The sequence below is a fragment of the Serratia sp. AS12 genome (genome assembly GCF_000214195.1).
Lineage (GTDB): Bacteria > Pseudomonadota > Gammaproteobacteria > Enterobacterales > Enterobacteriaceae > Serratia > Serratia plymuthica.
On sequence record NC_015566.1, the window covers coordinates 4,375,601 to 4,401,184 of the forward strand.

The window sequence follows — 25,584 nt, forward strand, 5'->3', positions numbered from 1 at the left end:
CCAATTTCTCAGTCATAAGCATGCCTAGCGCTGCAAAGTCTTCAATGTCCGGCTCCATATCGGAGGTGAGCACCCAGTTCAAAGCCTTGCATTGGCGTACCAACAGGATCGAAGAAGTGAGTTCGTGGGATATGCTATGCATTACGCACCTCTGTTTCGATTTCCGAAATGCAGACTGAAGGGGTAGAGATTTTCTCTATGGCTGAAGGTGTGGGCATTTTGACCATTCCTCCAACCATTTCGATTTCCGTAACAGTTGATGCAGTCTGATGACTTTCACCATATACCGGTAGTCGGGCAGCTAGCGATAGGATGAAATACGGTGCCAGAACGCGGCGGGCCTCACACTCAGAACTGGCGTCAACAGATATGCAGCAAGGGGCGGCTTTCCGATTGGCGCGATCGAGAGCCAGGAAGCGGAAGTGATATTTTGGACGAGTTTGGGTAGACTGGGTATCAGCCATAATCGTTACCTCAATTAACGGTTTGGTGAGCCTCCATTCAGTACTGGTAATACTGTTTGGGGGCGTTTCTTTATCAGGCCCCACCATGCTAAGGTGTACACCTAACGATATAAACCATATCCCTATAGGTGTACACATGTCAATACGAGATAGCCAATCTCGAGGGGCCGGAAAATCCCCTCCATTCCACATGCGGATCAATCCGGATCTGAAAGAACAGATGGAAAGTGAAGCGCAAAAGGATGGGGTTAGCCTAGCCAACTGGCTAAAGGAGCTGGCACGTAAAGAACTACAGCAACGGGGCATTGAGCCAAAAGGTTGATGGAACGCTAAATGTGTGCCGGCCACATAATTAAAATGTATGCCTGGCCTATAATTAAAACCGCCTTCTGTTGAGTTGACCTGATCGATCGGTGTGATAGTCTGGCTTTGTTTCGATTTCATGTAATGACACTGGCGGCCCTGCAAGGCCGCTTTTGTTTTATGCTCCCTCATTCCAGCCCTCCCAGACGTTTAGCCAGCCAGCGCTGTGACAGGCGTATCAGCTCAGCTTTGCGCTGATGGTATTCCTGCCCCAGCTCGATCAGCGTGATATTGGTGCTTTCCAGATAGGTGAGGTGATCCAGTTGATCCGCGTCCATACCGTCACGTGGATCGCCAGCTACGCCGTTCACCTGAGCCCATTGCTTGCTCGTCAGCCCGCACAGCACAATCTTAGCTATCATGTTGCTTTCGTTGCTGTAGTGGCGCTGTAGCGTCTGCTTACCCTGTTCGGCGCGGGCCGCATCCAGTGCAGCGCACATTGGTTTAAACAGGTTGGCGGCCCCTATGCGGGCCTTGAGCTGACGGCGATACTGTGCGGCAATTTCCGGCACGCTGCGGTTTAATGCTTCCTCACACTGGATGAAATAGCGGCGAACGGCGCGACCCTGGTCGTTGCGTTCTACCATCGCCAGTTCTTTACTCATTCCCAGCGATAAGCCGTAATCCTTGCTACGCCGATCACCACCACGCTTCGATACCCATCCGCCCTCCTGCTGGTCAATATTTGCGCTTTGATTCCTGAAATCTAAGGAATCAAAAACTGCGTAATCCGTTCCCAATACGAAGCCATATTCATCAATGCGGAGCTTTATCCATGTAGAGAAGTCATTGCCCACACCCAGAGCTTTATGTAACGACTTCGCGCTCACAATATTGCTTTCACGCCCACCGATCTGACCGGAAATAACCGGCACCAAGGTGGCGAAGTCATTGCCGTTAATGGCACTATGGCTTTCTTTGGGGTGAGTTTGGCCCCGGCCAGTGTTGGCCGTATTTTTTAGTTTCATTGGTTATTCCTCGTTAAAAATTTTTCTGCCGATGAATATTGGATTCAATTTATCGCAAACACCCGCAAAACATGAGCACATGATATTTTTATCAGATGACCTCCCTACGGGCTTCAATAATGCGCTGATTGACCCATTCATCAACTTCACTTTCAACGAAGGCAATGGCACGAGTGCCAATTTTTACTGATGCAGGAAATTTTCCCTCCGACATGAGGCGATAGATCCATGCCTTGCTGTAGCCAGTGCGGCGCTGGACATCTGGTAGACGAATTAAAGATTGATTCATGTATACCTCATAAAGTTTATTATCGTTTACAAGGGATATCGTCGCACAGAAAAAACGAAAAAATTCAAAGGCTCAAGCTTGAGGGTTTTTGTGTTCACTTTACCCTTAGGGTTAAGGGTGTGATGGCAGGAAACTTGAGTAGTCACCCTGAGGGTAAGCCTAATTGGGGCCAACTTAACTATTAGGGTGAGAGATTATTTGAAGATCTTCACCCCTAGACAGACCTGTTATCGCTTGATCGGACAAGCAACCAATTCAATAGACTCCGCTTGTCTTTTCGTGTAACCCTTGTCCTGTAGATACTTGATAGTGGAGTCCTGGTTGCCTCTGGTAGCTCTATCGTTTTCAGGATCGTATTTTCTCCATTCGCTATTTCTTATCTCTATGGCTAATAGGAGCGGATCATCACTCCTATACTTCCCTAGTAATAAAGGAATCGAAGCTTTAAGATTTTCGTTTTGTTCTTTAAGAGTTTTATTCTCTTGCATTAACTTCTCTAACAATACATTCTCTTCAACACAGTTAGATTCATCATATTCAAGACGTATACTTTCTTTAATTTCATCTAGAGGTATGTGTAAAAAAACACCAGTACCCTCTAGAAAATCCGCCAACTCATCCCTTCTAAATCCATAGCTATCAAATAAATTAGCCTTTGTATTATCGTTATTACCCCAACCGCCAGCCATAGTTAACCCTCCAAATCAAAACGGAATATCATCATCAAAATCCATTGGCACGTCTAATGCAATGTTTGTCACCACGTTGGTAGGTGCCCTTTTTACAATTGGCACTATCCCTTCCTCCAAAACAATATCGATAAGGCGATCAAAGTCAGGATCTTCATTCCAATTAGTTGTCTCTATATCTCCACGCTTATTTCGCCAGACAAACTCAGGTTGTTGTTTGTTTTTTATCAACCAAGCTAACCACTTAGCTATTTCAATATCAGTCACATGAGGTTGAAGAAGTCGAATACGCTCAAACAATTCTCTGACTGAAATAAACTCTTGCTCTTTTGCTTCTAGATCAGCAAGAATATTTAAATTATTTACCATACGCCACCTCGCGTCCTCTAAATTTTGGCGGCTATGCCAGCCCGTAGAGGTGTACGGGTTTTCGGGGATCAGCCTAGACATAGCCTATTCTTTGTTCTTCTACACAAGTCTACTGCGGTATAACAGCACTGTCTATATGTCCAGTCATGCACTTTTCCCAAATGTGCCATGCACAACATTATCGCCACGCTCCAGCGCATCTATATAATCGGCATACCACTGAAGCATTTCCCGGCGACCATCCAAGTATTGGGCATGGTTGTATGTGCCACGGATAGAATTTTTATCGACATGGGCCAACTGAGTTTCAATCCAAGCGGTGTTATAGCCCTGCTCGTGCAGAATGGTGCTCATGGTGTGGCGGAAGCCGTGGCCTGTTACACGCCCAGCGTAACCAATACGGCGAACCAGAACATTCATAGCCATTTCGCTTATTGGCTTGCTGTGGTGGATCCTGCCCGGAAACACGTAGCTGTAATGACCGGTCAGCGGTTTAAGCTGTTCCAGGATACTGATGGCCTGGTCGGATAAAGGTACACAATGAGGGCGGCGTTTCTTCATGCGTTCGGGCGGTACTTCCCAGAGTCGGTTATCAAAATCAAACTCCGACCATTCAGCCTTACGCAGTTCTCCCGGCCTTGTCCCTGTGATAATAAGCAAGCGCATAGCCAGCTTAACGATCAGGCTGCCGGTGTATGTGTTAAAGGTGCGGAAAAAGTCGGGCAGCTCGGCAACTGACAAGAAGGCATAGTGTTCTTTTTTATGCGGTGAGAACGCGCTGGCGAGATCTGGAGCTGGGTTATATTCAGCCCTACCGGTGACGATGGCATATTTCCATACCTCCCCACACCGCTGGCGCACCTTGCGTAACTTCTCTGTTGCGCCACGTTCGTCGAGTTTAGAAAGCGTCCCCATAAGCTCCATTGGCTTTATTTCGGCAATTGGCCGATGGCCGATGTATGGGAAAACATCGCTCTCAAACGTTTTCATCATCTCTTCTGCGTAGGACTCTGACCAGCGATCTCGCCGCTTGACGTACCATTCCCGCGCTATCCCCTCGAAGGTATTGCCAGTCACATCTTGCCGATCTCGTTTCTGCTGCTTCCTGGCTTCGCTGGGGTTAATGCCCGATGCCACCAGCTTTTTAGCCTCATCGCGCTTTTGCCTTGCGTCGGTTAGTGAAACTGTGGGATATGTGCCGAGGGAAAGCATTTTGGGTTTACCGTCGAAGCGGTAGCGAAAGCGCCAGCCTTTGGAACCGTTCGGCTCAATGAGTATAGAAAGCCCACCGCCATCACTGAGTGTATAGGGCTTGTCTTGCGGCTTAGAGCGCCGTAGCTCAAGGTCTGTGAGGGGCATTGTGTATAGCTCCGAGGTAAATCAAACGTCCTATACTCATTACTATACACATGGATGTATAGATTTGGGTAGATGTGTGTAGACGTTGAGATAACGAGCTTTTACCGAGAGGCTTGTGATTACTGGGTTTAGTGGGCTTTGGTAGACGTTGAGAGAAGTGTGTTTGGAGCGGGTGAAGGGAATCGAACCCTCGTATGCAGCTTGGGAAGCTGCCGTTCTACCATTGAACTACACCCGCATCGGTGTGCGACTGGCATTATAACCGGTTATCCACGTCGGGCAAGCGGAGATAGCGCGTAATTGCCGATATTTTAAGCAGTTAGCCGCATCGGTCCCCTGTTTTTTCCAACATGCGAAAAAAAACCGGCGCAGTCGCCTGCACCGGTTGATGTTCACACCGCAAAAGATTATTTCTGCGGGCGCATTGCCGGGAACAGAATCACATCGCGAATGGTGTGGCTGTTGGTGAACAGCATAACCATGCGATCGATGCCGATACCCAAGCCAGCCGTCGGCGGCAGACCGTGCTCCAGCGCCGTGACGTAGTCTTCGTCGTAGAACATCGCTTCGTCATCGCCTGCGTCTTTCGCATTCACCTGATCAGCAAAGCGCTGCGCCTGGTCTTCCGCGTCGTTCAGCTCGGAGAAGCCGTTACCGATTTCACGTCCGCCAATGAAGAACTCGAAACGGTCGGTGATTTCCGGGTTCTCATCATTACGGCGCGCCAGCGGGGACACTTCCGCCGGGTATTCGGTAATGAAGGTCGGCTGAATCAGGTGGCTTTCCGCCACTTCTTCGAAGATCTCGGTGACTACACGGCCCAGGCCCCAGCTCTTCTCAATCTTGATACCGATGGATTCAGCGATAGCCACCGCCTTGCCCATGTCAGCCAGATCGGCCAGCTCGGTTTCCGGACGGTATTTTTTGATCGCCTCGGTCATGGTCAGTTTTACAAACGGCTTGCCGAAGTCGAACACTTCGTCACCGTACTGCACCTGAGTTTTGCCCAGCACGTCCTGAGTCAGGGTGCGGAACAGCGACTCGGTCAGCTCAATGAGGTCTTTGTAATCCGCGTAAGCCATATAGAGTTCCATCATGGTGAACTCTGGGTTATGACGCGGAGAAACGCCTTCGTTACGGAAGTTACGGTTGATTTCGAACACCCGCTCGAAGCCCCCCACCACCAGACGCTTCAGGTACAGCTCCGGGGCAATACGCAGGTACATATCGATGTCCAGCGCATTGTGGTGAGTCACGAATGGACGCGCAGAAGCGCCGCCCGGGATCACCTGCATCATTGGGGTTTCGACTTCCATGAAGCCGCGTTCCACCATGAAGTTACGGATCCCCGCCATCACCTGAGAGCGCACCTTGAAGGTGTTGCGCGACTCATCGTTGGCGATCAGGTCCAGATAACGCTGGCGGTAACGGGTTTCCTGATCGGCCAGGCCGTGGAACTTGTCCGGCAACGGGCGCAGGGCCTTGGTCAGCAGGCGCAGTTCGGTACAGTGAATAGACAGCTCGCCGGTCTTGGTTTTGAACAACTTGCCGCGAGCGCCAAGGATATCGCCCAGGTCCCACTTCTTGAACTGCTCGTTATAAATACCTTCCGCCAGATCGTCGCGCGCAACGTACAGCTGGATACGGCCGCCGACGTCCTGCAGCGTAACGAATGATGCTTTGCCCATGATACGGCGAGTCATCATGCGGCCTGCAACGGTAACTTCTACGCCCAGCGCTTCCAGCTCTTCGTTATCTTTATCGCCGTATGCAGCGTGCAGTTTGTCGGACGTGGTGTCGCGACGGAAATCATTTGGGAACGCAATGCCGTTCTCGCGCAGCCCGGCCAGTTTTTCACGGCGTGACTGCAACTCATTATTGAGTTCCAACGCCTGATCGGCGCCCTGTGGTTGTTGCTCAGACATTTCTGTTCCTCATAACCCGGCTTTCAAACTTGCCTCAATGAATTTATCCAGGTCGCCATCTAATACGGCCTGCGTGTTACGCGTTTCAACGTTGGTGCGCAAATCCTTGATACGGGAATCATCCAGCACGTAAGAACGGATTTGGCTGCCCCAGCCGATGTCGGACTTGTTGTCTTCCATCTGCTGTTTATCAGCATTTTTCTTTTGCATCTCAAACTCGTACAGCTTGGCTCGCAGCTGTTTAAACGCTTGATCCTTGTTCTTATGCTGAGAACGGTCGTTCTGACACTGCACCACAATGTTGGTCGGCAAGTGGGTAATACGTACCGCCGACTCGGTTTTGTTTACGTGCTGACCACCCGCACCGGAGGCGCGGTAAACGTCAATACGCAGGTCTGCCGGGTTGATGTCGATATCGATATCGTCGTCCACTTCCGGATAGATAAACACCGAGCTGAACGAGGTATGACGGCGGCCGCCGGAGTCGAACGGGCTCTTGCGCACCAGGCGATGCACGCCGGTTTCAGTGCGTAACCAGCCGAACGCGTAGTCGCCGATAATCTTGATGGTGGCGGATTTCAGCCCCGCGACGTCGCCGTCGGATTCTTCAATCACTTCCGTTTTGAAGCCCTTGGATTCCGCCCAGCGCAGGTACATGCGCAGCAGCATGCTGGCCCAGTCCTGTGCTTCGGTGCCGCCGGAGCCGGCCTGGATGTCCAGGTAGCAATCCGCGCTGTCATATTCACCGGAGAACATACGGCGGAACTCTAATTGTTCCAGCTTGGCAGACAGTTGATCGAGTTCGGCTACGGCTTCGTTAAAGGTTTCTTCATCGTCGGCTTCAACCGCCAGTTCCAGCAGGCCGGTGACGTCTTCGCCGCCCTGTTCCAGCTGATCGATGGTTTCCACGATGGCTTCAAGCGCCGCGCGCTCTTTACCCAGCGCCTGTGCGCGCTCGGGGTCGTTCCAAACATCAGGCTGTTCCAGCTCGGCGTTGACTTCTTCTAGGCGTTCTTTCTTGGCATCATAGTCAAAGATACCCCCTAAGAACGGCAGTCCGCTCGGACAGGTCCTGAATTCGGTTTTTTACCGGATTAATTTCAAACATGGTTTTTAGCGTTCTTTTACGTTGATGTCGTCGATGGCGAAATGCCATTAGAACCGGTAATTCTATCGGATCCGGGCGTCAGTTTATAGCGAGTTGGTCAGTTTTTGTGGGGGAAGGATCTGTATCTGAAGCAAGCGCGGCATCACCGCGCCCGTTCAGGAAAAATCAACGCGGCCAGAGGTGCTGGATCAATAACTGCACGTTGCGGTTACCACGGAACTCATTGACGTCGAGCTTATAGGCCAGCTCAACTTCACGCACGCTGCTGTCGGGCCACAGGGTGGTGTCCACGTTGAAGGCGATGCCGTCGAGCAACGGGCCGCCGCCAAGCGGCTCCACCATCAGCTTCAGGTGTTTCTCACCCACCAGCCGCTGTTGCAGGATACGGAACTTACCGTCGAAAGTCGGTTCCGGGAACGCCTGCCCCCAGGGCCCCCCCTCGCGCAACAACTCCGCCGTTTCCAGCGAAAGCTCCTGCATCGCCAGTTCGCCGTCAGACCAAATCACCCCTTCCAGCATCGCCGGATCGAGCCATTCCCCCACCAGTTCGCCAAAGCGCTGACGAAACTCGTCGAATTTGGCCTCTTCCAGCGACAACCCGGCCGCCATCGCATGGCCGCCAAACTTCATCATCAAGCCCGGATTCAGCGTATCCAGCCGCTCCAGCGCGTCGCGCATATGCAGGCCGGCTATCGAACGGCCGGAACCTTTCAGAATGCCCTCGCCCGCCGGCGCAAACGCAATCACCGGGCGGTGGAAACGTTCTTTGATGCGCGAGGCCAGAATACCCACCACGCCCTGATGCCATTCCGGATGATACATCGCCAGTCCATACGGCAAGGCGGTACTGCTGCGCTCCAGTTCATCGCACAGCTGCAAGGCCTCGACCTGCATGCCCTGCTCAATCTCACGCCGTGTCAGGTTAAGCGCATCGAGATCGTTGGCCAGCATGCGCGCCTGCGCAATGTCATCGCTCAGCAACAGCGCCACGCCAATCGACATGTCGTCCAGCCGCCCGGCGGCATTGAGCCGCGGCCCCAGCGCAAAGCCAAGATCGTTGGCCGCCAGTTGGCGCGCATCACGGTTGGCCACTTCCAGCAGCGCCCGGATGCCCGGCCGACACTTGCCGGCGCGAATGCGATTCAGGCCCTGATACACCATAATGCGGTTGTTGGCGTCAAGCGGCACTACGTCGGCAACCGTGCCGAGAGCGACCAGATCCAACAACTCTGCCAGGTTCGGCATCGCCAACGCACGTTGTTCAAACCAACCGCTGTCACGCAGCCGGGCACGCAACGCCAGCATCAGATAGAAAGCCACACCGACGCCGGCCAAGGATTTGGAGGGGAACTCACAGCCGCGCAGGTTCGGGTTGACGATCGCCTCCGCCGCCGGCAAGGTTTCCCCCGGCAGGTGGTGGTCGGTAACCAGAACCTGCATGCCCTTGGCGTGCGCCACGTCGACGCCCGCGTGAGAAGAGATGCCGTTATCCACGGTCAGGATCAACTCTGCGCCGCGCGCCGCCGCCTGCTCGACCACTTCCGGGCTCAGGCCGTAGCCGTCCTCGAAGCGGTTCGGCACCAGGTAGTCAACCGCACTGCCGCCCATGCTGCGCAACGCCAACACCGTCAATGCGGTACTGGTGGCGCCATCGGCGTCGAAGTCCCCCACCACCATGATGCGGCGACTCGCGGCCAGCGCCTGCTGCAGAATGCCAACGGCGGTGTCGATACCGTCCAATTGCTGCCAGGGCAGCATGCCTTTGACGCTGCGCTCCAGTTCCTGCTCAGCCTTAACGCCGCGCAGCGCGTATAAACGGCGCAGTAGCGGGTGCAGGCTGGCTGGCAGATGGCTGTCGTCCGTCGCCGCACGGCGGCGTAGTTGTGTTTTGATGCTCACCGGCGATTAACCACCGGTTTTGGTTGCGGTCTGATGCGCATCCAGCATGGCGGCCATCTCTTTCGGCCCCTGATAGCCCGGGATCATCATGCCGTTTTCCAGAATGATCGCCGGGGTGCCCTGAATGCCGAACTGCACGCCAAGCGCATAGTGTTTGCTGATGTCGGTTTTACAGGTCGCCGGGGACACTGCATCGCCTTTCATGGCGGAATCAAAAGCCTTGGCCTTGTCGGCGGTGCACCAGATTGACTGCATGTCTTTCTCGGCCTGGGAGTTCAGCCCCTGGCGCGGGAACGCCAGATAGCGGACGGTAATGCCCAGATCGTTATACTCTTTCATCTGCTGGTGCAGCTTGTGGCAATAGCCGCAGGTGATGTCGGTAAACACGGTGATCACGTGTTTTTCTTTTGGCGCTTTGTAGACGATCATCTGATCTTTCAGCGCTTCCAGCTTGCCGGTAAGCAATTGGTTGGTGACGTTAACCGGTTCTTTGCCGCTGACGTCGTAAAGCGGGCCTTGCAGAATGTGTTTGCCGTCTTCGGTCACGTACAGCACGCCGTTATCGGTCAGCACGGTTTTCAGGCCGTTAACCGGGGAAGGCTGTACTTCCGCCTGCTGAATGCCCAGGCTGCCGAGCGCTTTTTTGATTGCCGCATCGTCGGCGTGGGCCGCGCCGGTCACCGAAGCCACCAGCAGAGAGAGCAGCATTAAACCTTTATTCATTCTTCCAATCCTTTTGAGCCCGGCGTGTCACGCACGCGGGTGATGCTGTTGATGTAGCTGTTTAAGTCGTTCGGTCGCTACATGCGTGTAAATTTGCGTGGTCGAGAGGTCGCTGTGCCCCAATAACATCTGTACGACACGGAGATCGGCTCCGTGGTTCAGCAAATGGGTGGCAAATGCGTGACGCAACACGTGCGGTGACAGCCTCTCGCTATCAATACCCGCTAGGATCGCATAGTGTTTGATGCGATGCCAGAACGTCTGTCGGGTCATTTGCTGGCAGCGGTTGCTTGGGAACAGCACATCCAGCGCCTGGCCGTTGACCATCCACGGGCGACCGTGCTCCAGATAATTTTCTATCCAGTACACCGCCTCCTCGCCCAGCGGCACCAGCCGTTCCTTGTTGCCTTTACCGATCACCCGCACCACGCCCTGGCGCAGGCTGACGTCGCTGATGGTCAGCCCGACCAGTTCGGACACCCGCAAACCGGTGGCGTACAGCACCTCCAGCATCGCCTTGTCTCGCAGCTCCAGAGGCTGATCGACGCATGGCGCCTGCAACAAGGCATCGACTTGCGCTTCGCTCAAATCTTTCGGCAGCCGCTGCGGCAACTTCGGCGACGCGAGCAACGCGGTCGGATCGTCTTCCCGCAGTTTTTCACGGTACAGATACTGGAACAGGCGGCGCATGGCGCTCAGCAAACGCGCAGAGCTGGTTGCCTTGTAGCCCCCCTCCACCCGTTCGGCGAGAAACGCCTGCAAATCCAGCGCCTGCGCCTGTAACAGTGAGGTATTTTGATGGTTCAGCCAGGCGGTCAGCGCCTGCAGATCCAGCCGGTAAGAGGCCAGCGTATTTTCTGCCAGATTGCGTTCGAGCCACAGCGCATCCAGGAATTGCTCAATCAGCGCACTCTCTTGCTGTTGCACGCGGTCCTCTCTTTGTTAGCTTTCCACCTGCGCCATTATGCCTTAAGCCAGTACAAATCTGGTACACTCGATGCCATTCCACGAACGGTAACATAACGGTTTAAAAATGAAGATTGGTCTGTTTTACGGCTCCAGCACCTGCTACACCGAGATGGCGGCAGAAAAAATCCGTGAGATTCTGGGCGAAGACCTGGTCGACCTGCACAACCTGAAAGACGTCTCCCCGCAGTTGATGGAAGAATATTCCATCCTGATCCTCGGCATTCCTACCTGGGACTTCGGTGAATTGCAGGAAGACTGGGAAGCGATTTGGCCGCAACTGACGACGCTGGATCTGAAAGGAAAAATCGTCGCCATGTACGGCATGGGCGATCAGCTCGGCTACGGTGAATGGTTCCTCGATGCGCTCGGTATGTTGCACGATCACATCGCCCCGCTCGGCGTGCAGTTTATCGGTTTCTGGCCCATTGAAGGTTTTGAATTCACCAGCCCGAAACCGCTGAGCGCCGATGGCAAACACTTCGTCGGCCTGGCGCTGGATGAGGTGAACCAATACGACATGAGCGAAGATCGCCTGCAACAGTGGTGCGAACAGATCCTGCTGGAGATGGAACCGCTGCTGTAATGCCAATGGGCGCGATTGCCGCGCCCAACGCCTCTGCTTATTTCCACAACCGGAAGCGGTTTTCTCCGTCACCGGTCGGCGTTTCGCCGCTCAAGCGCGCCGGATCAGCCACCTGATACCAGTCCAGCTTACGCGTCAGCAGCATGATCCCCGCCAGAATAGCGAACAACAGCCCGGCTCCGAGCACCAGCGCATTATCTTCCGACTGCAACAGCAGGTACAACACGCCATAAAGCATCAGCAGGCTACCGGCGAACATCGCCCCGCGCCGCTTACCGCGCAGCACCGCGCTGAGATAAAAGGCAATCAGGCCGCTGCAGGCCACGCTGGCCAACAGGTAGGCGGTGGCGAAGCCGAAATGTTCGGAGAACGCCAGCAGGATCAGGTAGAACAGCACCAGCGCGGCACCGACCAGCAAATACTGGATCGGATGCACCCGCAAGCCGGTCAGGGTTTCGAACAGGAAGAACGCCATAAACGTCAGCCCGATAAACAGCACCGCATATTTCACCGCACGTTCGGTCAGTTGATAGTGATCCACGGGTTCAATCAGGCTGACGCTGAAGGCCGGCAGCTTGTCTTCGTCAATGATCCCATCGTCATAGTGAAACGCGCTGTTGATGTTGTTGGCGAACCAGGTGCTACGCCAGCGGGCGCTGAAGCCTTTTTCCGTCACCTTGCGTTCATCCGGCAGGAAATTGCCGAGGAAATTGGGGTGCGGCCAGTTGCTTTGCAGCGTTAATTCGCTGCTGCGGCCGAGCGGCACCAGTGACAAGCTGCTGGTACCCGCCAGCGTCAGGGTAAAATCGGCATCCAGCCCCTCTTTTTGCAACGCGGCAAGCTGTAGCGGCGCATGAATGCCCTGCGGCAATGCATCCACTCGCGTGCCCGGTTCAAAGGGGGTTGGCGGCTGGGTGCTGGCAAGTGGCGAGATGCTCTTGATGCCGCGTGAGTCGCTGAGCGCAACCAGCAAATAGGGCTGTTCGAGAGTCACGTTGCTGCGCTGCAAATCAGCCAAATCCGGCTGACCGAATTTCACCTGAAACTTTAACGGCCCCTGATATACCTGAGTTTGATAGATACCCAGCTTGCGTACCTCTACATTCGGCTTGCCGCTGACCTGTAAACTCTCCGGCAGCAGATAACGATAGTGTCTCACTCTCTGCACTACCGGTTGCCCCTTGTCGTCCTTCTTCTCTTCCCGCTCGATATAAGGGATGACAATCAACGGCCCCAAAATGCGCTGCGCCCGGCTGGTGCTTTCGCTCACCTGCCCAACCACGCTCTGGCGATAGCCACTGCGCTCCTCAATCACGTTCATCAACTGCGTCACCGGGATAATCATTAAAATCATCAATCCCAGCAGAGTGGTTATTTTCCAAAACAGTACCGATTTCATCATCGCTGCGCGCTCCTTGTAGGTAATGGCACCACGATAAAACCGGCAGGTGAAAACAGGATGTGGTTATGTGAAGGGACGGTGAAGTCAGAGCGATAAAGTGAAAACGGCTATCACGCCCTGTGGTGGGCGGTTGTGCAACTGAATGCCGCCCCGATGCAGTCGTGCCACTTCCTGCACAAAGTTCAGGCCCAGCCCGCTGCTTTTGGGCTTATCGGCTCGTGCCAGCGAATAGAAACGCTCAAACACTTTGTCCAGCGCGTAATCCGGGATGCCGCTGCCGTTGTCACTGACGGTGATGAGGTAGTGACTCTCCTGGCGTTCGCCGCACACGCTGACGGCCCCGCCCGGCGGGGTGAAATCCAGCGCGTTGTCGAGCAGATTGGTCAGCGCCTGACTAATCAGCAGCCCATCGCCGATCAGCGTGATCTCCTCCAGCGCATCCACCTGCAACGCAACGCCGCACTGCGCCGCCTGAGCTTCTTTACCCGCCACTGCCTGGCGCACCAATGTCGCCATCGCCAGTGGTGCCAATTCCAGGCCGGGCCGGCTCTCGAGCCGCGCCTGCACCAGCAATTTATCCACCAATTGCTGAATACGGACGCTTTGTTGCTCGATATTGGTCAAAAATCGCCGGGCGGTCGCCGGCGGCGGCAATTCCTGCAACAACTCGGCTGCGCCGCGGATCGCCGCCAATGGGCTTTTCAACTCGTGGGTCAGGGTATGTACGTACTGTTCGATATAAGCTTTACCTTCCAGCTTCATCCGCATACTTTCCAGCGCTTGCGCCAGTTGCGTCAGCTCGTGGCTGCCCATTTTTGGCAACGGCACGCTTTCACCCTGCGCTACGCCATCGGCATAGCGCACCAGCCGGCCAATCGAGCGGTTGATCCACCAGACGAAGCCCAGCCCGATCAGCAAGGCGATGCCCAGCAGCAGCGCGCCGGCCCACAGAATGCGCCGCTCGCTGCGCTTGATCACCGGTGCCATGGTGCTGTTCGGTTTACCTACGCTGAGCACGCCGATAATCTTGCCCTGCTCCAGCACCGGCGCGGCGACGTACATCACCGAGCTGTTTTCATCCTGCGGATTGCTGCGCGTACTGCGTGCGCCATATTGGCCGCGCAGCGTCAGATAAACATCATTCCAGCGTGAGTAGTTCTGGCCGACCGCCTGGCCGGCAGAGTCAAAAATAACCGTGCCGCTCGCATCGGTGAGGTACACGTGATATTCGCTGCGATCCTTGCGGATACCGGAAATATTGGCGCCAATCGGCCGTTGATTCAGTTGGATGAATGCCTGCGCCAGTTGCCCGTGCGCCACATCGTCGCGCTGCAGGTCCAGGCGCGCTATTTGCGCCAGCAGGTTAGCCGTGTCCACCAGGGTGCCTTCGGTCGCACGCCGCACGCCAGGCTTTACTTCCTGTAGGAAAATGCTCAGTACGAAATAGCCCGCCACCGCCACAATCAGGAAATACCCCAGCAGCAGGCGCAGGCCGATTCTCATGATTGGCGGCTCACGCTGTAGCCCATGCCCCGGTGGGTGTGAATAGGCGGTTCACCGGGATCGATCGCTCGCAGCTTGGCGCGCAGCGTTTTGATGTGGGTGTCGACGGTGCGATCCAGGCTTTCTTCCGCCTGCGTCCAAACGCTGTCCATCAGTTGCTGGCGTGAAAACACCCGACCAGGTGCCAGCAGCAGCGTTTTCAACAGCAGAAATTCGTAGCGGGTCAGCGGCAGCGGCTGCTGATGGTAATAAAGGGTCGCCGCAGGTTCATCCAGGTCAAAAGGGCCAAAGGTGTACAGCGCGGGCTGTTGCAGACGCTGCTGTTTTTGCAGGCGACGCAGAATGGTACGCACGCGGGCGCTGACTTCGCGGGGAGAAAAAGGTTTGGCGACGTAATCGTCCGCGCCAATCTCCAGCCCGATCAGGCGATCGACTTCGTCACTGCGGGCGGTCAGAAACAGAATGGGTAAATCCGCCGACTGCGACAACAAACGGCGGCACAGTTCAAAACCGTTGATGTCCGGCAAGCCGACATCGAGGATGGCCAGCGCGGGCGCTCCTTGCGCCAATGCCAGCAATGCCGGTTCGCCACGTTCGAACCAGCGTACCTGAAAGCCTTCGCTCTCCAGGGTGTAAATCAGCGTATCGGCAATACTGGGCTCATCTTCCACCAGCCAGAGCGTCGGCTTCATCAGGGTTCCTCGTCATCATCGGCCGACGGGTGCAGCAACAACTGGCGCAGATGCCGCCATTCGGCTTTGCCCATGCTGTCGGAGGCCAACCACAGCCGGCGGCATTTTTTGCCCTGTATCGGCTGCAGCGTCAGCAAAATGCCGTAACGCGGCATCCAGGGTTGCTTTACCAGCAACCATTCCTGTCCGTGCCAACTTAACCGCTTATTCGCCAGCAAACGCAGCTCGCCCTGCCGTGACGCAATGCGCTTTTGGCTGCGGATGCATTCAAATACCACCAGCGTCAACAACACCAGCCAGATCGGGCCGTAGCCTTCCGGCCAGGGCGAAATCAGGATCAGCAGGATAAGAACGCCGTGGGTCAGCAGCGAAAGTAACTGGGTGCGCCAGGAAATGCGGACATTACATCGCCACTGGGCCACGGTCTTTATTTCGCGTCTGGATCAGTGTCACCATTCTCTGCAGTTCACTGTCTTGCGGAGCGCCATGATTCATCAACCAGTTGAACAGATCGGGATCGTCGCTCTCAAGCAGGCGGATAAACAACGCTTTGTCTGTGTCATTCAACTGATCGTACTCATGCTCGAAGAACGGCATGATTGAGATGTCCAGCTCACGCATGCCACGGCGGCAGGCCCAGTGAATACGTGCTTTATTATTAATATCCATGTTGTTATGACTAACCTCTTTTCGGCGTGGCAAAAGCCATCGCAGGGTTCAACCGACACACTGTATGGCAACGCCTGCGCGATATAATTCCATCGGCCAAAGATCTGTCTGCAAGGGTTACCTTTGGCCGTAATCCCATAGAGTAACAATTTGACATACTCGCCGGGAAGGACGTTCTCTACGTAAAGTGGAATAAAGCGCTAAATGTCAAAAAAAGCGCTGCCGAGGCGGCAAGCGTGAATAACAGTTTGCAAAGCCCGCCGCCTCTTTTACCATGGGGCCAACACACCTTCAGGTAAGCTAAACGTTAAGCAGGATCTTACTATGGCGTATAAAATTCCATTTCCACCCCGTCAGCCTTCCGCCTCTTCCCATCTGCCCCTGACCCTGATCTCTTTGGAGGATTGGGCGCTGGTGACGCTGAGCGGCCCGGACAGGGTGAAATACCTTCAGGGCCAGGTGACTGCAGACATCGAAGCGCTGGCGGCCGATCGTCACGTGCTGTGCGCCCACTGCGATGCCAAAGGCAAAATGTGGAGCAACCTGCGTCTGTTCCATCGCGGTGAAGACTTTGCCTATCTGGAACGCCGCAGCGTACTGGACAGCCAACTGGCGGAAATCAAGAAATACGCGGTGTTCTCCAAACTCACCATTGCCGTCGATAGCGAAGCGGTGCTGCTGGGGGTAGCCGGTTTTCAGGCACGCGCAGCGTTGGCGGGCGTATTCAACAGCCTGCCGGATGCTGAGCATCAGGTGGTGCAGGACGGTGAAACCACCCTGCTGCACTTCTCTGTGCCGGCGGAACGTTTTCTGCTGGTGACCACCGCGGCCATCGCCGAACAGTTGGCCGACAAGCTGAACGAACAGGCAGAACTGAACGACAGCCAACAATGGCTGACGCTGGATATCGAAGCCGGTTACCCGGTGATTGACGCCGCCAACAGCGGGCAGTTGATTCCGCAGGCCACCAACCTGCAGGCGCTGGAGGGCATCAGCTTCAGTAAGGGCTGCTATACCGGCCAGGAGATGGTAGCTCGCGCCAAGTTCCGCGGTGCCAACAAGCGTGCACTGTACTGGCTGGAAGGCAACGCCGGGCGGGTGCCGCTGGCCGCTGAGGATCTCGAACTGCAGTTGGGCGAAAACTGGCGCCGGACCGGTACGGTGCTGGCCGCCGGCAAGCTGACCGATGGCCGGCTTTGGGTGCAAGCGGTGTTGAATAACGATTTGGATGCCGACAGCAAGCTGCGGGTACGTGACGATGCCGCCAGTCAGTTGACGATCAAACCCTTGCCATACTCGTTGATAGAAGAAAAATAAAAACGGGAATCAGTCAGAGCGTCTTAGCCCATCCGCAACAGATTTCGCGCTGCAGCAAGCAAGTACATTCCCAGTCACTTATTCAAGTAAGTGACTGGGGTGCGCACGCGCAACCAACAACGCTGCAGTGTGAAAGATTTAGCGGAATCAGACGTACAGATAAATCGCCATGAAATGGCACAGGCTGCCGCCGAGCACGAAGCCATGCCAGATAGCGTGACCGAAGCGGAACCGTTTGGAGGCGTAAAAAATCACCCCCAGGGTATAGACCACGCCCCCCACCGCCAGCAACGTTACGCCGCCGATCGCCAGGCGGGTCGCCAACTGATAAATCACGATCAATGACAGCCAGCCCATCGTCAGATAGGTGACCAACGACAACGCCTCAAAGCGATGGGCGAACGCCAGTTTGAACAATACCCCCAGCAGCGCCAACCCCCAGATAACCGCCATCAGCCCTTTGGCCAGCGGCGAGTTGAGCCCCACCAGCAGAAACGGCGTGTAGGTACCGGCAATCAAGAGATAAATGGCGCAATGGTCAAACTTCTTCAGCCAGTGTTTGGCTTTCTGATGCGGAATGGCATGGTACAAAGTTGAGGCAAGGTACAGCAGGATCATGCTGCCGCCATAAAGACTGTAACTGGCGATGGCCGTGATACCGGCGCCGGTATCCACCGCCTGTACCAGCAACAACACCAGCCCGACAATGCCGAAAACCAGTCCGATACCGTGGCTGATGCTATTGGCTATCTCTTCTGCCCACGGATACGCCGTAGCGGTATTTCTGTCGTTCTCGGCTTTCATCACTACGCCCGTATTTCCCATAAATCACAAACCCTCAAACGCACAATATTGTTCGAAATTACCGCAAACCAGCTTAACTGAGAACAATTCCAGTGTACACGTGTACGCTAAAATAAAACTGTGAATGCGTGTAACGCCACAAACATCGAAATCCCCTGCCCGCTGGTCTACAATCGACGAGCTTCAACCCACCTACCTTGAGGTTTACACCATGTCATCCGCTGTACCCGCGTTAGATTTCGGCTCAATGACCCAGGTCATCCAGTTCCTGATGGAAATCGACAAGTTGAAAAGCGTGCAACGCCGCACCAAAGTGCTCGGCACCCAACGCCAGGAAAACTCCGCCGAGCACAGTTGGCACTTTGCCATTGCCGCTCTCAGCCTGGCGCCATACGCCGGTGAAGGCGTTGATATCCAGCGAGTGATCCAGATGGCACTGCTGCATGACATCGTGGAAATCGACGCCGGCGACGTGCTGGTTTACGATCTGGCGGCGCGCGCAGCAATCCACGATCAGGAAGTGGCGGCGGCGCGGCGGCTGTTTGGCATGCTGCCGACGCCACAACGCGAGTCTTTCACCGCTTTATGGCAGGAGTATGAAGATGGCGAGAGCGCCGACGCGCGCTTTGCGCTGGTGCTGGACCGCACCATGCCGATGCTGATGAATCTGCATAACGAAGGCCAAAGCTGGGTCGAGAACGGCATCAGCCTGGAGCAAGTGCTGTCACGCAACGCGATGATCGCTGAAGTCCACCCGGAGCTGTGGAAGCACCTGCTGCAACACCTGCAGGATGCGCAGCGCAAAGGCTGGCTGAAGTAATCCCTCAGCCGCAGCAAGCCGGGTGAATCCCTCACCCGGCCTTCCTTTACAACGGTTTGTGCGCCGTCTCCTTCGCGGCAATCACCGCCCACAGCGTGATCAGTAACGCCACCACCACATACGCCGAGATCGCCAACGTGCTGTCGTAGGATTTGAACAACGTAGCGATAATCAGCGGCGCAAAGCCGCCACCGAGAATGCCGGCCAGCGTGTAGGCCAGCGACGAGCCGGCATAACGTACCCGGGTCGGGAACTGTTCGGTGATAAATGCCGCCTGCGGGCCGTACATTGCCGCATGGATCAGCAAGCCGATCACCACCGCCAGGCAGATCAGCACCGGCTGGCTGCTGTCCAGCAACGCAAAGAACACGAACGCCCAAACCATCGCCGCCAGCGCCCCGCCGATATACACCGGCCGACGGCCAAAGCGATCGGACAGCGCACCGAACATCGGCACGGTAATGGCATTGCCAATCGCCCCCAGCATGGTGGCAGTCAGCGCCAGCGGGCGCGGCAGATTCAGCACCGTAGTGACATAGGTCAGGGTAAATACCACCACCAGCGCATACAGCACGTCGGAACCGATGCGCGAGCCGCCGGCGATCAGCAACGGCCGCCTGTGTTGAGTAAAGACTTCACGGATAGGAGCCTGAGTCACATCCTTCGAAGCCTCCAGCTTCAGGAATGCCGGCGTTTCCCCCACGCCGCGGCGCAACCACAAGCCAAAGACCACCAGCACCAGGCTGAGCAGGAAAGGAATACGCCACCCCCACTGCTGGAAATCATCCGCCGACATCGCCACCGTCACCAGCGTGATCAACCCTGTGCCGATCAACGTGCCGCAGGAAGGGCCAACCTGAGCAAACGAAGCGTTGCGTCCCCGCTGATGCGATTTACCGTGTTCCATCGACAACAAGACCGCACCCGCCCATTCGCCCCCCAGCGCGATGCCCTGAATAAAGCGCAGCGTCACCAACAGCAGCGGGCTCCAGACACCCCAACTGGCGTAACCGGGCAGCAGCCCCATCAGTGCGGTGGTGACACCCATAATCACCAGCGTGGTGACCAGCACAAATCGCCGACCCAATACGTCGCCGAGATGGCCAAAAACGATGCCGCCGATCGGCCGCGAAACATAGCCGACCGCATAGGTGGAAAATGCCAGAATGGTGCCCACCAGCGGATCGAACGACGGGAAGAACACGTGGTTGAAAATCAGCGCCGCCATAATGTTGTAAACGGTGAAGTCATACCACTCCAGTGCGGTGCCGATCGAACTGGCAGCCGCCAGCCTGCCGGTTTTCGGCGGATGGGCAGCAGAGGCGGCGGCAGACGAATCGACGATCGGCGTTTCAGTGGTTGATGTGCTCATGATGTCAGCTCCTGCTTGGTCAGTTGCCAGCCAAGGACATAGTGTTGAGTGGTCTCAGCAGCGGTTTTCAACTGGCGACAGGCCAGTTCATTTAGCCGCTGACCGGCTGCGGCGCTGCTGCTTTCAATCAGCAGCATCGGCAGCAGGCGACGGTTTTCCCGCGATTCTTTTGGCAACGGCGAGCTGAGTTCAACGTCGGGCGAGAGCAGGCTGCTGCAGACAAAACCGGGTTGTTCCGCCAGCATGCTCCCCAGATGTGTAATGGCGAGCTTAAGCCCCTCAGGCTCTGCCTGCTCAAGGGTGATGATGGCCAAATGACTGCCGCAGCCCTGCCCGGTTACTGCCTCCACCGCGCACACCCGACGCATCGGATCACGCATTTTATCGAGGCTCGACACCGACCAGGGGGTTTGTTGGGTAAAGGCGGCGCGGTAGGCCGCAGAGGTAAAACTGGCCAGGGATTCGGTTTTATACAACCCAAGGTATTTACGCCCGCCCTGCAACGCCTGGTAGCGCGTGCCCGACAAGAAACCGGGAACACGTACCCGCTCTTCCACGTGCTCACGGTCGTACCACTGATTGAAATCCGCCTCGTCCTGCGCGGCGACATCTGTTGCGACAAACAGCATTCCGTTCGGGGAACCGGTCATGGGTACTCTCCTGTTAGCTCAAAGTATGGCGGGGCTATGCCCCACCGGAAAATCACGCACCGGCGAGACAGCGTTCAATCGCCAGCGCCCAGCCCAGCAACGCCTCGTCATGCATAGGTAGCCCAGCCAGCATCAGGCCAACCGGCGCTCCGCCGGGCCGCTGACAAGGCAGCGACAGCGCGCAGCCGTCGAGGAAATTGATCACCGAAGGATTGCGCAGCGCAGCGCCATTGATACGGAAATAGGCGTCTTCATCCGCTTCAAGCTCGGCAATGGTCGGCGCGACCAGCGGTACGGTCGGCATCAGCAACGCGTCAAACGCTTGCACGGCGGCAGTCACCCGCCGTTGCCAATCGGCACGCAGTTGCTGTAGCCGCTGCAAATCCTCCTCCCCCAGCGGCTGACCGCGGCAAATGCGCGACAGCACCCGTGGGTCATATTCCTCGGCATGCTCAGCGATCAGCGCCTGGTGCCAGCGCCAGGACTCCAGCGCGCTAAAACCGCCGGCGGCATTGATGGCCGCCAGTTCGGCGAATTCCGTGCAGGGAATGGTTTCAATCTGCGCGCCGGCCTGCGCCAGCCGCTGCAGGCTGAAGTGAAACGCCGCAGCGACCTCTTCATCCAGGCCGTCCAGCACCAGGGTTTGCGGTACCGCAAAACGCGCCTGACTCACATTTTTTAACTGCGGCTGTAACGGCCGATCGGTTATCGCCGCATCCAGAGCGATGCAACCGGCAACGTCGTGGGCGATCACGCCGATCGAATCCAGCGACGGTGACAGCGGCAACAGGCCGCCATCGTTAATTCGCCGGGCGGTAGGCTTAAAACCGGTCAGGCCGCAGAAGGCCGCCGGGATCCGCACCGATCCTCCGGTGTCGCTGCCAATCGAACCAAAACACATACCGTCGGCCACCGCGACCGCAGCGCCGGAGGATGAACCGCCGGGAATACGACGTGCAGCGCGATCCCAAGGGTTGGCAGGCGTGCCGTAGTGAGGGTTGATCCCAAGCCCGGAATAGGCGAACTCGGTCATGTTGGTTTTACCGATAACCACCGTACCCGCCTGCAACAAGCGTTCCACCACGGCGGCGTGTTTTGCGGCGGCCGGTGCTGCGGCCAGCAGCCGTGAGCCGGCGGCGGTAGCTTCACCGGCCACGTCGAACAGGTCTTTGACCGACACAGGAACGCCGTCCAGCGCTGACAATGGCTTCCCCTCCGCACGCCGACGATCGGCCGCCAGTGCCTGCTGTTGCGCCCACTGCGCATAAACGCGGGTAAAAACGCGCCCCCCCTCGCCCTGCTCATCGGCAATGTGCGCCAGCGCGGCGGCGGTCAGTTGCACGGCGGTCAATTCACCGCTGGCCAGCCCGGCGGCGGCTTGCCCTAAAGTCAGTTTTTTCATCACGCCACCACCGGCAGTTCAATGCTGTGATAGCCATGAGTGATAGAACGCCCCAGCACCTCGTCCGCCAGTTCCATGCGGAACTCGGCCGCCGGCCGGATGCCGCCAATCGCCGCCACCGTACCGCAGGTCATAGCTAATCCATCACGCGGCTGCGGTACCGTCAGCCCGCCTTCCGGCAACTGCTGTCCGCCCAGATAGCGCTCCAGCAGATCGCCCGGCGTGCGCAGGCTGGCGAGGCTTCCCTCCTGATAGAGCCGGAATTCCCCGTCTTCCTTGATCCACGAACGCAGGATCAGCGAATCCCAGTGCGCGATCACCTCTCGCAGCGGCCAGGCGGAGCGCGCAACCGGCTTAACGCAGATCTGTTTGGAGAGCGCTACGCTGTGCGCTTCCAGTTGACGATCGGTATGATCGGACGCCAGCGAAACGTACAGCTCGCCACGGTGGGCGAAGATCAGCGGTTCAGCTTCCCCGGAGGTGGCGTTGCCGATCACTTCGATGCGTTCGCTCTGGCTAAGCTGGTTAACGGCCACCCGGTAAAACAGTGGGATTGCACTGGGTTGGGGCACGCCCAGCTCGGCCAACTCCCGAATATGGTGCAGGATCGCCTCGCGGTCGCGGCCGGTCCAGCCGGCGATCACCAGATGATCAATCTCGACATCCAGCGCCACGGCGCCGCAGGATTCGGGTAAAGTGAAGGTCAATCTCATGGCATTGTGCCTCTTTAGTTAAAATACTGTGAAATTTCACTATATCTTTAGTAACCAAATAAGCGATTTCCGTGCCATGTTTTTGTGTACTATGTCTAAAAACTTTCTTCTTGCAGGAGCAGAACGTGATGACCGTTGACGCAGAGAGCCAGACACTCCCGACGGCAGAGGAAGCCGGGCTGTCACTGAATGAACTGGCCTATCGGCGCTTCAAGCAGGCGCTGGTGACGTTAAGCTATAAACCCGGTGAGTATCTCAATACCGCACAGGTCATGAGCGAACTGGATATGGGCAGAACGCCGATCAATCAGGCGATCCACCGTTTGGCGAATGAAGGGTTGCTGCAGGTGATCCCGCGCAAAGGGGTAATGGTATCGCCGCTGTCGATGGATGACGCGCTGGAGCTGATCGAAGTGCGGCTGGCCAATGAAATGCTGTGCATGCGGCTGGCGAGCAAAAGGATTACCGAGCCACAGATCGCTGCGCTGACCGCGCTCAACCAACAAATCGAAGCCGCCTGCCAGAGCCGCGACCGGATTCGGATGATGACGCTCGATCATGCGTTCCATCAGGAACTGGCGCTGATCGCCGGCAATAACATGCTGGCGGATATCTTGAGCGTGCTGCACGCCAGGGCGCAGCGTTTCTGGGCCAGCACGTTGTCGCGGGAAGGGCATATGCGGGAAGTGATCGAGGAGCATCGGGCGATTATCGCCGCACTGGCCGCCCAGGACAGCGACGCCGCGGCCGACGCGGCAGAAGCGCATATTCTGTCGTTCCGCAGCGCGCTGTTGCACGAGGGCTGAGCAGACTCAGAGAACAAATCCGGTGACCTGAAATCACCGGACAATTAGCCACAACGCCAACTCGATTTTACTCTTCGTGCTCATGCTCCTTCAGCATCGCTTCACGCAGCACCGCGTTCAATCACCGCCCACCGGCAGCCTCGATAAAACTGCCGGTCACGTAAGACGCGGCATCGGACAGCAAAAAGGCGATGGCTTCCGCCACCTCTTCCGGATAGCCGCCACGCTGCATCGGTAACCCGCTTTTTACCCGGTCGACACGCCCCGGCTCACCGCCGCTGGCGTGCATTTCGGTATAAATAAACCCCGGTCGCACGCCGTTGACCCGAATGCCCTGCGCCGCCACCTCCAGAGAAAGCCCGGTAGTCAGGGTGTCGACCGCGCCCTTTGATGCGGCATAGTCGACATATTCCCCCGGCGCCCCCAAACGGGCGGCGGCGGACGACACATTAACGATTGCCCCGCCCTTCCCTCCATGGCGCTTCGCCATGCGCTTCACCGCCTCGCGGCAGCAGAGAAAATAACCGGTCACGTTGGTGGTCAATACCTTGTTGATGCGCTCGGCGGTAAGTTGCTCGATACCGGCCTGCTGAAACAGAATGCCGGCGTTGTTGACCAGTGCGTCGATCGGGCCAAGGGTCACGTCCAGCGCAGCAAACATCGCCACTACCTGGCTTTCATCGGCGATATCCGCTCGCAGCGCCAACGCCCGGCCCCCCAGGGACGCGATCTCCGCCACCACCTGCCGCGCCGCCGCTTCATCTTTCAGATAGTTAACACCCACCGCGTAACCCTGGCGGGCCAGCAGCAGCGCCGTGGCGCGCCCAATGCCCCGGCTGGCGCCGGTGACCAGTGCAACTTTCGACATGCTATTCCTTGTTATGGTTGGGAAATCAGAAACTGTAACTGGCGCCCAGGAAGGCAACCCCAGCCACTTTTTTCTCGACGATCGGGCTTTTAGCCGCGTCACCCAACAAAGTATAGATACCCGCACCGGCCTGGAAGGCGATTTCCGGCGTCCATTGGTAATTCAGCGCGCCATTGAGCGTCACCTGCTTAAAACCGCTCCCCGGCCGATAGGCGGCGAAAGAGGTTTGCTGCGCCTGCCGCTGCGTCACACCAAAATAGCCGCGCTGATAACCGCTGTTGGCCCAGGTGGTGCTCAGATCACTCGACAGGGTCAGCGCCTCGCTCAGCGAATAAACTGCCGCCACACCCAGATCGACATAGGCGGTATGCCCCAGATCCTCATCGCCGTAACGACGTGCTTTGGTGGCCTGCATACCTTTTACAAAGGCATGGAAAGGGTCAAATTTATAGCTAAGTTCTATGCCCGCCTCAAGAGCACCGTCGAGGTCACCCATGCCTTTTAGCCGCTTGTTGCGGCCGCTCAGCGTTTTCACTTCCTCATCTCGTCCGGCGTCATAACCGGCCAATAAGGCGATGCCAAACGGCCCTGACAAGGGTAACTGCCAGCGTGCGCCGTCGATCAGGCCCAGACTGAAATCACCCCAGTCCGATTTATCGTAACCGGCCTGAATATCGTACAACGGCACGGCGCTATAGCTGGAAGCCCCCTGATAAACCGGTGCTACCGCCATACCGCCACTGAGTTTCAATGAAGCTTCTCCGCCATCCTGCGCAAAACCCTGCAGGGGAAATAGCATCAACAACGTCATCGCAGAATAACCCAGAGTATTTTTCACCGTATCTACCTTATTATTTA

At 56.5% G+C, this 25,584-nt stretch carries 27 protein-coding genes and 1 tRNA gene; 4 read left to right on the top strand and 24 right to left on the bottom strand.

Going from position 1 to position 25,584, the window contains the following annotated elements; genetic code table 11:
• Positions 1-134: 134 nt before the first annotated feature.
• The 12 genes from SERAS12_RS26665 to xerD form a co-directional block, all read right to left on the bottom strand.
• Positions 135-464: a host cell division inhibitor Icd-like protein gene (locus SERAS12_RS26665; RefSeq protein ID WP_239440960.1), complete on the bottom strand. Its 330-nt coding sequence runs from the start codon at positions 462-464 to the stop codon at positions 135-137.
• A gap of 491 nt (positions 465-955) precedes the next feature.
• Complete coding sequence (locus tag SERAS12_RS20435) at positions 956-1,795, bottom strand: antA/AntB antirepressor family protein (RefSeq protein ID WP_013814369.1); 840 nt, start codon at positions 1,793-1,795, stop codon at positions 956-958.
• A gap of 91 nt (positions 1,796-1,886) precedes the next feature.
• Complete coding sequence (locus SERAS12_RS25855; RefSeq protein ID WP_013814370.1) at positions 1,887-2,084, bottom strand: AlpA family transcriptional regulator; 198 nt, start codon at positions 2,082-2,084, stop codon at positions 1,887-1,889.
• Between the two features lie 227 nt (positions 2,085-2,311).
• Positions 2,312-2,773 (bottom strand): hypothetical protein, encoded by a 462-nt coding sequence (locus SERAS12_RS20445; RefSeq protein ID WP_013814371.1) that lies wholly within the window; start codon positions 2,771-2,773, stop codon positions 2,312-2,314.
• Positions 2,774-2,788: 15 nt separating this feature from the next.
• Positions 2,789-3,142, bottom strand: a complete 354-nt coding sequence (locus SERAS12_RS20450) for a hypothetical protein (protein ID WP_013814372.1) — start codon at positions 3,140-3,142, stop codon at positions 2,789-2,791.
• A 144-nt stretch (positions 3,143-3,286) separates the two neighbouring features.
• Positions 3,287-4,501, bottom strand: coding sequence for an integrase arm-type DNA-binding domain-containing protein (locus tag SERAS12_RS20455; protein ID WP_013814373.1), 1,215 nt, complete (start codon positions 4,499-4,501; stop codon positions 3,287-3,289).
• A 164-nt stretch (positions 4,502-4,665) separates the two neighbouring features.
• Positions 4,666-4,739 (bottom strand) — tRNA-Gly (locus SERAS12_RS20460).
• A gap of 169 nt (positions 4,740-4,908) precedes the next feature.
• Positions 4,909-6,426 (bottom strand): lysine--tRNA ligase, encoded by a 1,518-nt coding sequence (gene lysS / locus SERAS12_RS20465; RefSeq protein ID WP_013814374.1) that lies wholly within the window; start codon positions 6,424-6,426, stop codon positions 4,909-4,911.
• Between the two features lie 9 nt (positions 6,427-6,435).
• A protein-coding gene (gene prfB, locus SERAS12_RS20470; RefSeq protein WP_013814375.1) for a peptide chain release factor 2 occupies positions 6,436-7,534 on the bottom strand; the annotation gives its coding sequence in 2 pieces (ribosomal slippage) (positions 6,436-7,458 and positions 7,460-7,534; 1,098 coding nt in all).
• 165 nt (positions 7,535-7,699) lie between these two features.
• Positions 7,700-9,433, bottom strand: coding sequence for a single-stranded-DNA-specific exonuclease RecJ (gene recJ / locus SERAS12_RS20475; RefSeq protein WP_013814376.1), 1,734 nt, complete (start codon positions 9,431-9,433; stop codon positions 7,700-7,702).
• 6 nt (positions 9,434-9,439) lie between these two features.
• Positions 9,440-10,156, bottom strand: a complete 717-nt coding sequence (gene dsbC / locus SERAS12_RS20480) for a bifunctional protein-disulfide isomerase/oxidoreductase DsbC (protein WP_004952410.1) — start codon at positions 10,154-10,156, stop codon at positions 9,440-9,442.
• A 27-nt stretch (positions 10,157-10,183) separates the two neighbouring features.
• Positions 10,184-11,083, bottom strand: a complete 900-nt coding sequence (gene xerD, locus SERAS12_RS20485; RefSeq protein WP_013814377.1) for a site-specific tyrosine recombinase XerD — start codon at positions 11,081-11,083, stop codon at positions 10,184-10,186.
• A gap of 106 nt (positions 11,084-11,189) precedes the next feature.
• Between xerD and fldB the strand changes: the two genes are divergently transcribed.
• Positions 11,190-11,708: a flavodoxin FldB gene (gene fldB / locus SERAS12_RS20490; protein WP_004952413.1), complete on the top strand. Its 519-nt coding sequence runs from the start codon at positions 11,190-11,192 to the stop codon at positions 11,706-11,708.
• A 37-nt stretch (positions 11,709-11,745) separates the two neighbouring features.
• On the opposite strand, the gene creD is transcribed toward fldB, so the two are convergent.
• The 5 genes from creD to sdhE form a co-directional block, all read right to left on the bottom strand.
• On the bottom strand, positions 11,746-13,110 hold the full coding sequence (gene creD, locus SERAS12_RS20495; protein WP_013814378.1) for a cell envelope integrity protein CreD: 1,365 nt from the start codon (positions 13,108-13,110) through the stop codon (positions 11,746-11,748).
• Positions 13,111-13,194: 84 nt separating this feature from the next.
• Positions 13,195-14,613: a two-component system sensor histidine kinase CreC gene (gene creC / locus SERAS12_RS20500; protein WP_013814379.1), complete on the bottom strand. Its 1,419-nt coding sequence runs from the start codon at positions 14,611-14,613 to the stop codon at positions 13,195-13,197.
• The gene (gene creB, locus SERAS12_RS20505; RefSeq protein WP_013814380.1) at positions 14,610-15,305 is read right to left on the bottom strand and encodes a two-component system response regulator CreB; all 696 of its coding nucleotides are present in this window, start codon (positions 15,303-15,305) and stop codon (positions 14,610-14,612) included. Before creB ends, creC begins: the two co-directional genes overlap by 4 nt.
• Complete coding sequence (locus tag SERAS12_RS20510; protein WP_013814381.1) at positions 15,305-15,727, bottom strand: protein YgfX; 423 nt, start codon at positions 15,725-15,727, stop codon at positions 15,305-15,307. The genes creB and SERAS12_RS20510 overlap by 1 nt, the downstream gene beginning before the upstream one ends.
• A complete protein-coding gene (gene sdhE / locus SERAS12_RS20515; protein ID WP_004952428.1) occupies positions 15,708-15,974 on the bottom strand; it encodes an FAD assembly factor SdhE in 267 nt (88 codons plus the stop codon). The genes SERAS12_RS20510 and sdhE overlap by 20 nt, the downstream gene beginning before the upstream one ends.
• Before the next feature lie 324 nt (positions 15,975-16,298).
• Here sdhE and ygfZ point away from each other — a divergent pair, with 324 nt between their 5' ends.
• Positions 16,299-17,291 carry a tRNA-modifying protein YgfZ gene (ygfZ, locus tag SERAS12_RS20520; protein ID WP_013814382.1) on the top strand — a complete coding sequence of 331 codons (993 nt, stop codon included), beginning with the start codon at positions 16,299-16,301 and terminating at the stop codon, positions 17,289-17,291.
• Between the two features lie 147 nt (positions 17,292-17,438).
• Here ygfZ and SERAS12_RS20525 read toward each other — a convergent pair whose 3' ends face one another.
• Positions 17,439-18,116: a hemolysin III family protein gene (locus SERAS12_RS20525; protein ID WP_004952439.1), complete on the bottom strand. Its 678-nt coding sequence runs from the start codon at positions 18,114-18,116 to the stop codon at positions 17,439-17,441.
• 190 nt (positions 18,117-18,306) lie between these two features.
• Here SERAS12_RS20525 and SERAS12_RS20530 point away from each other — a divergent pair, with 190 nt between their 5' ends.
• The gene (locus SERAS12_RS20530; RefSeq protein WP_013814383.1) at positions 18,307-18,915 is read left to right on the top strand and encodes an HD family hydrolase; all 609 of its coding nucleotides are present in this window, start codon (positions 18,307-18,309) and stop codon (positions 18,913-18,915) included.
• A 46-nt stretch (positions 18,916-18,961) separates the two neighbouring features.
• On the opposite strand, the gene SERAS12_RS20535 is transcribed toward SERAS12_RS20530, so the two are convergent.
• Genes SERAS12_RS20535 through SERAS12_RS20550 form a run of 4 tightly spaced genes read right to left on the bottom strand, consistent with a single transcriptional unit; the run spans position 18,962 to position 23,052 of the window.
• Positions 18,962-20,287 (bottom strand): MFS transporter, encoded by a 1,326-nt coding sequence (locus SERAS12_RS20535; RefSeq protein WP_013814384.1) that lies wholly within the window; start codon positions 20,285-20,287, stop codon positions 18,962-18,964.
• The gene (locus SERAS12_RS20540) at positions 20,284-20,937 is read right to left on the bottom strand and encodes an antibiotic biosynthesis monooxygenase (RefSeq protein ID WP_013814385.1); all 654 of its coding nucleotides are present in this window, start codon (positions 20,935-20,937) and stop codon (positions 20,284-20,286) included. The genes SERAS12_RS20535 and SERAS12_RS20540 overlap by 4 nt, the downstream gene beginning before the upstream one ends.
• A 52-nt stretch (positions 20,938-20,989) precedes the next feature.
• Complete coding sequence (locus SERAS12_RS20545; RefSeq protein WP_013814386.1) at positions 20,990-22,339, bottom strand: amidase; 1,350 nt, start codon at positions 22,337-22,339, stop codon at positions 20,990-20,992.
• Entirely contained in the window at positions 22,339-23,052 is a 714-nt protein-coding gene (locus tag SERAS12_RS20550; RefSeq protein ID WP_013814387.1) for a DUF2848 domain-containing protein, read from the bottom strand. The genes SERAS12_RS20545 and SERAS12_RS20550 overlap by 1 nt, the downstream gene beginning before the upstream one ends.
• 128 nt (positions 23,053-23,180) lie before the next feature.
• On the opposite strand from SERAS12_RS20550, the gene SERAS12_RS20555 reads away from it, so the two are divergent.
• The gene (locus SERAS12_RS20555) at positions 23,181-23,858 is read left to right on the top strand and encodes a GntR family transcriptional regulator (RefSeq protein WP_013814388.1); all 678 of its coding nucleotides are present in this window, start codon (positions 23,181-23,183) and stop codon (positions 23,856-23,858) included.
• Between the two features lie 121 nt (positions 23,859-23,979).
• Here the strand turns inward: SERAS12_RS20555 and SERAS12_RS20560 are convergent, their stop codons facing one another.
• Positions 23,980-24,726, bottom strand: coding sequence for an SDR family oxidoreductase (locus SERAS12_RS20560; RefSeq protein ID WP_013814389.1), 747 nt, complete (start codon positions 24,724-24,726; stop codon positions 23,980-23,982).
• Positions 24,727-24,751: 25 nt separating this feature from the next.
• Positions 24,752-25,564, bottom strand: coding sequence for a MipA/OmpV family protein (locus SERAS12_RS20565; protein ID WP_013814390.1), 813 nt, complete (start codon positions 25,562-25,564; stop codon positions 24,752-24,754).
• Positions 25,565-25,584: the final 20 nt, after the last annotated feature.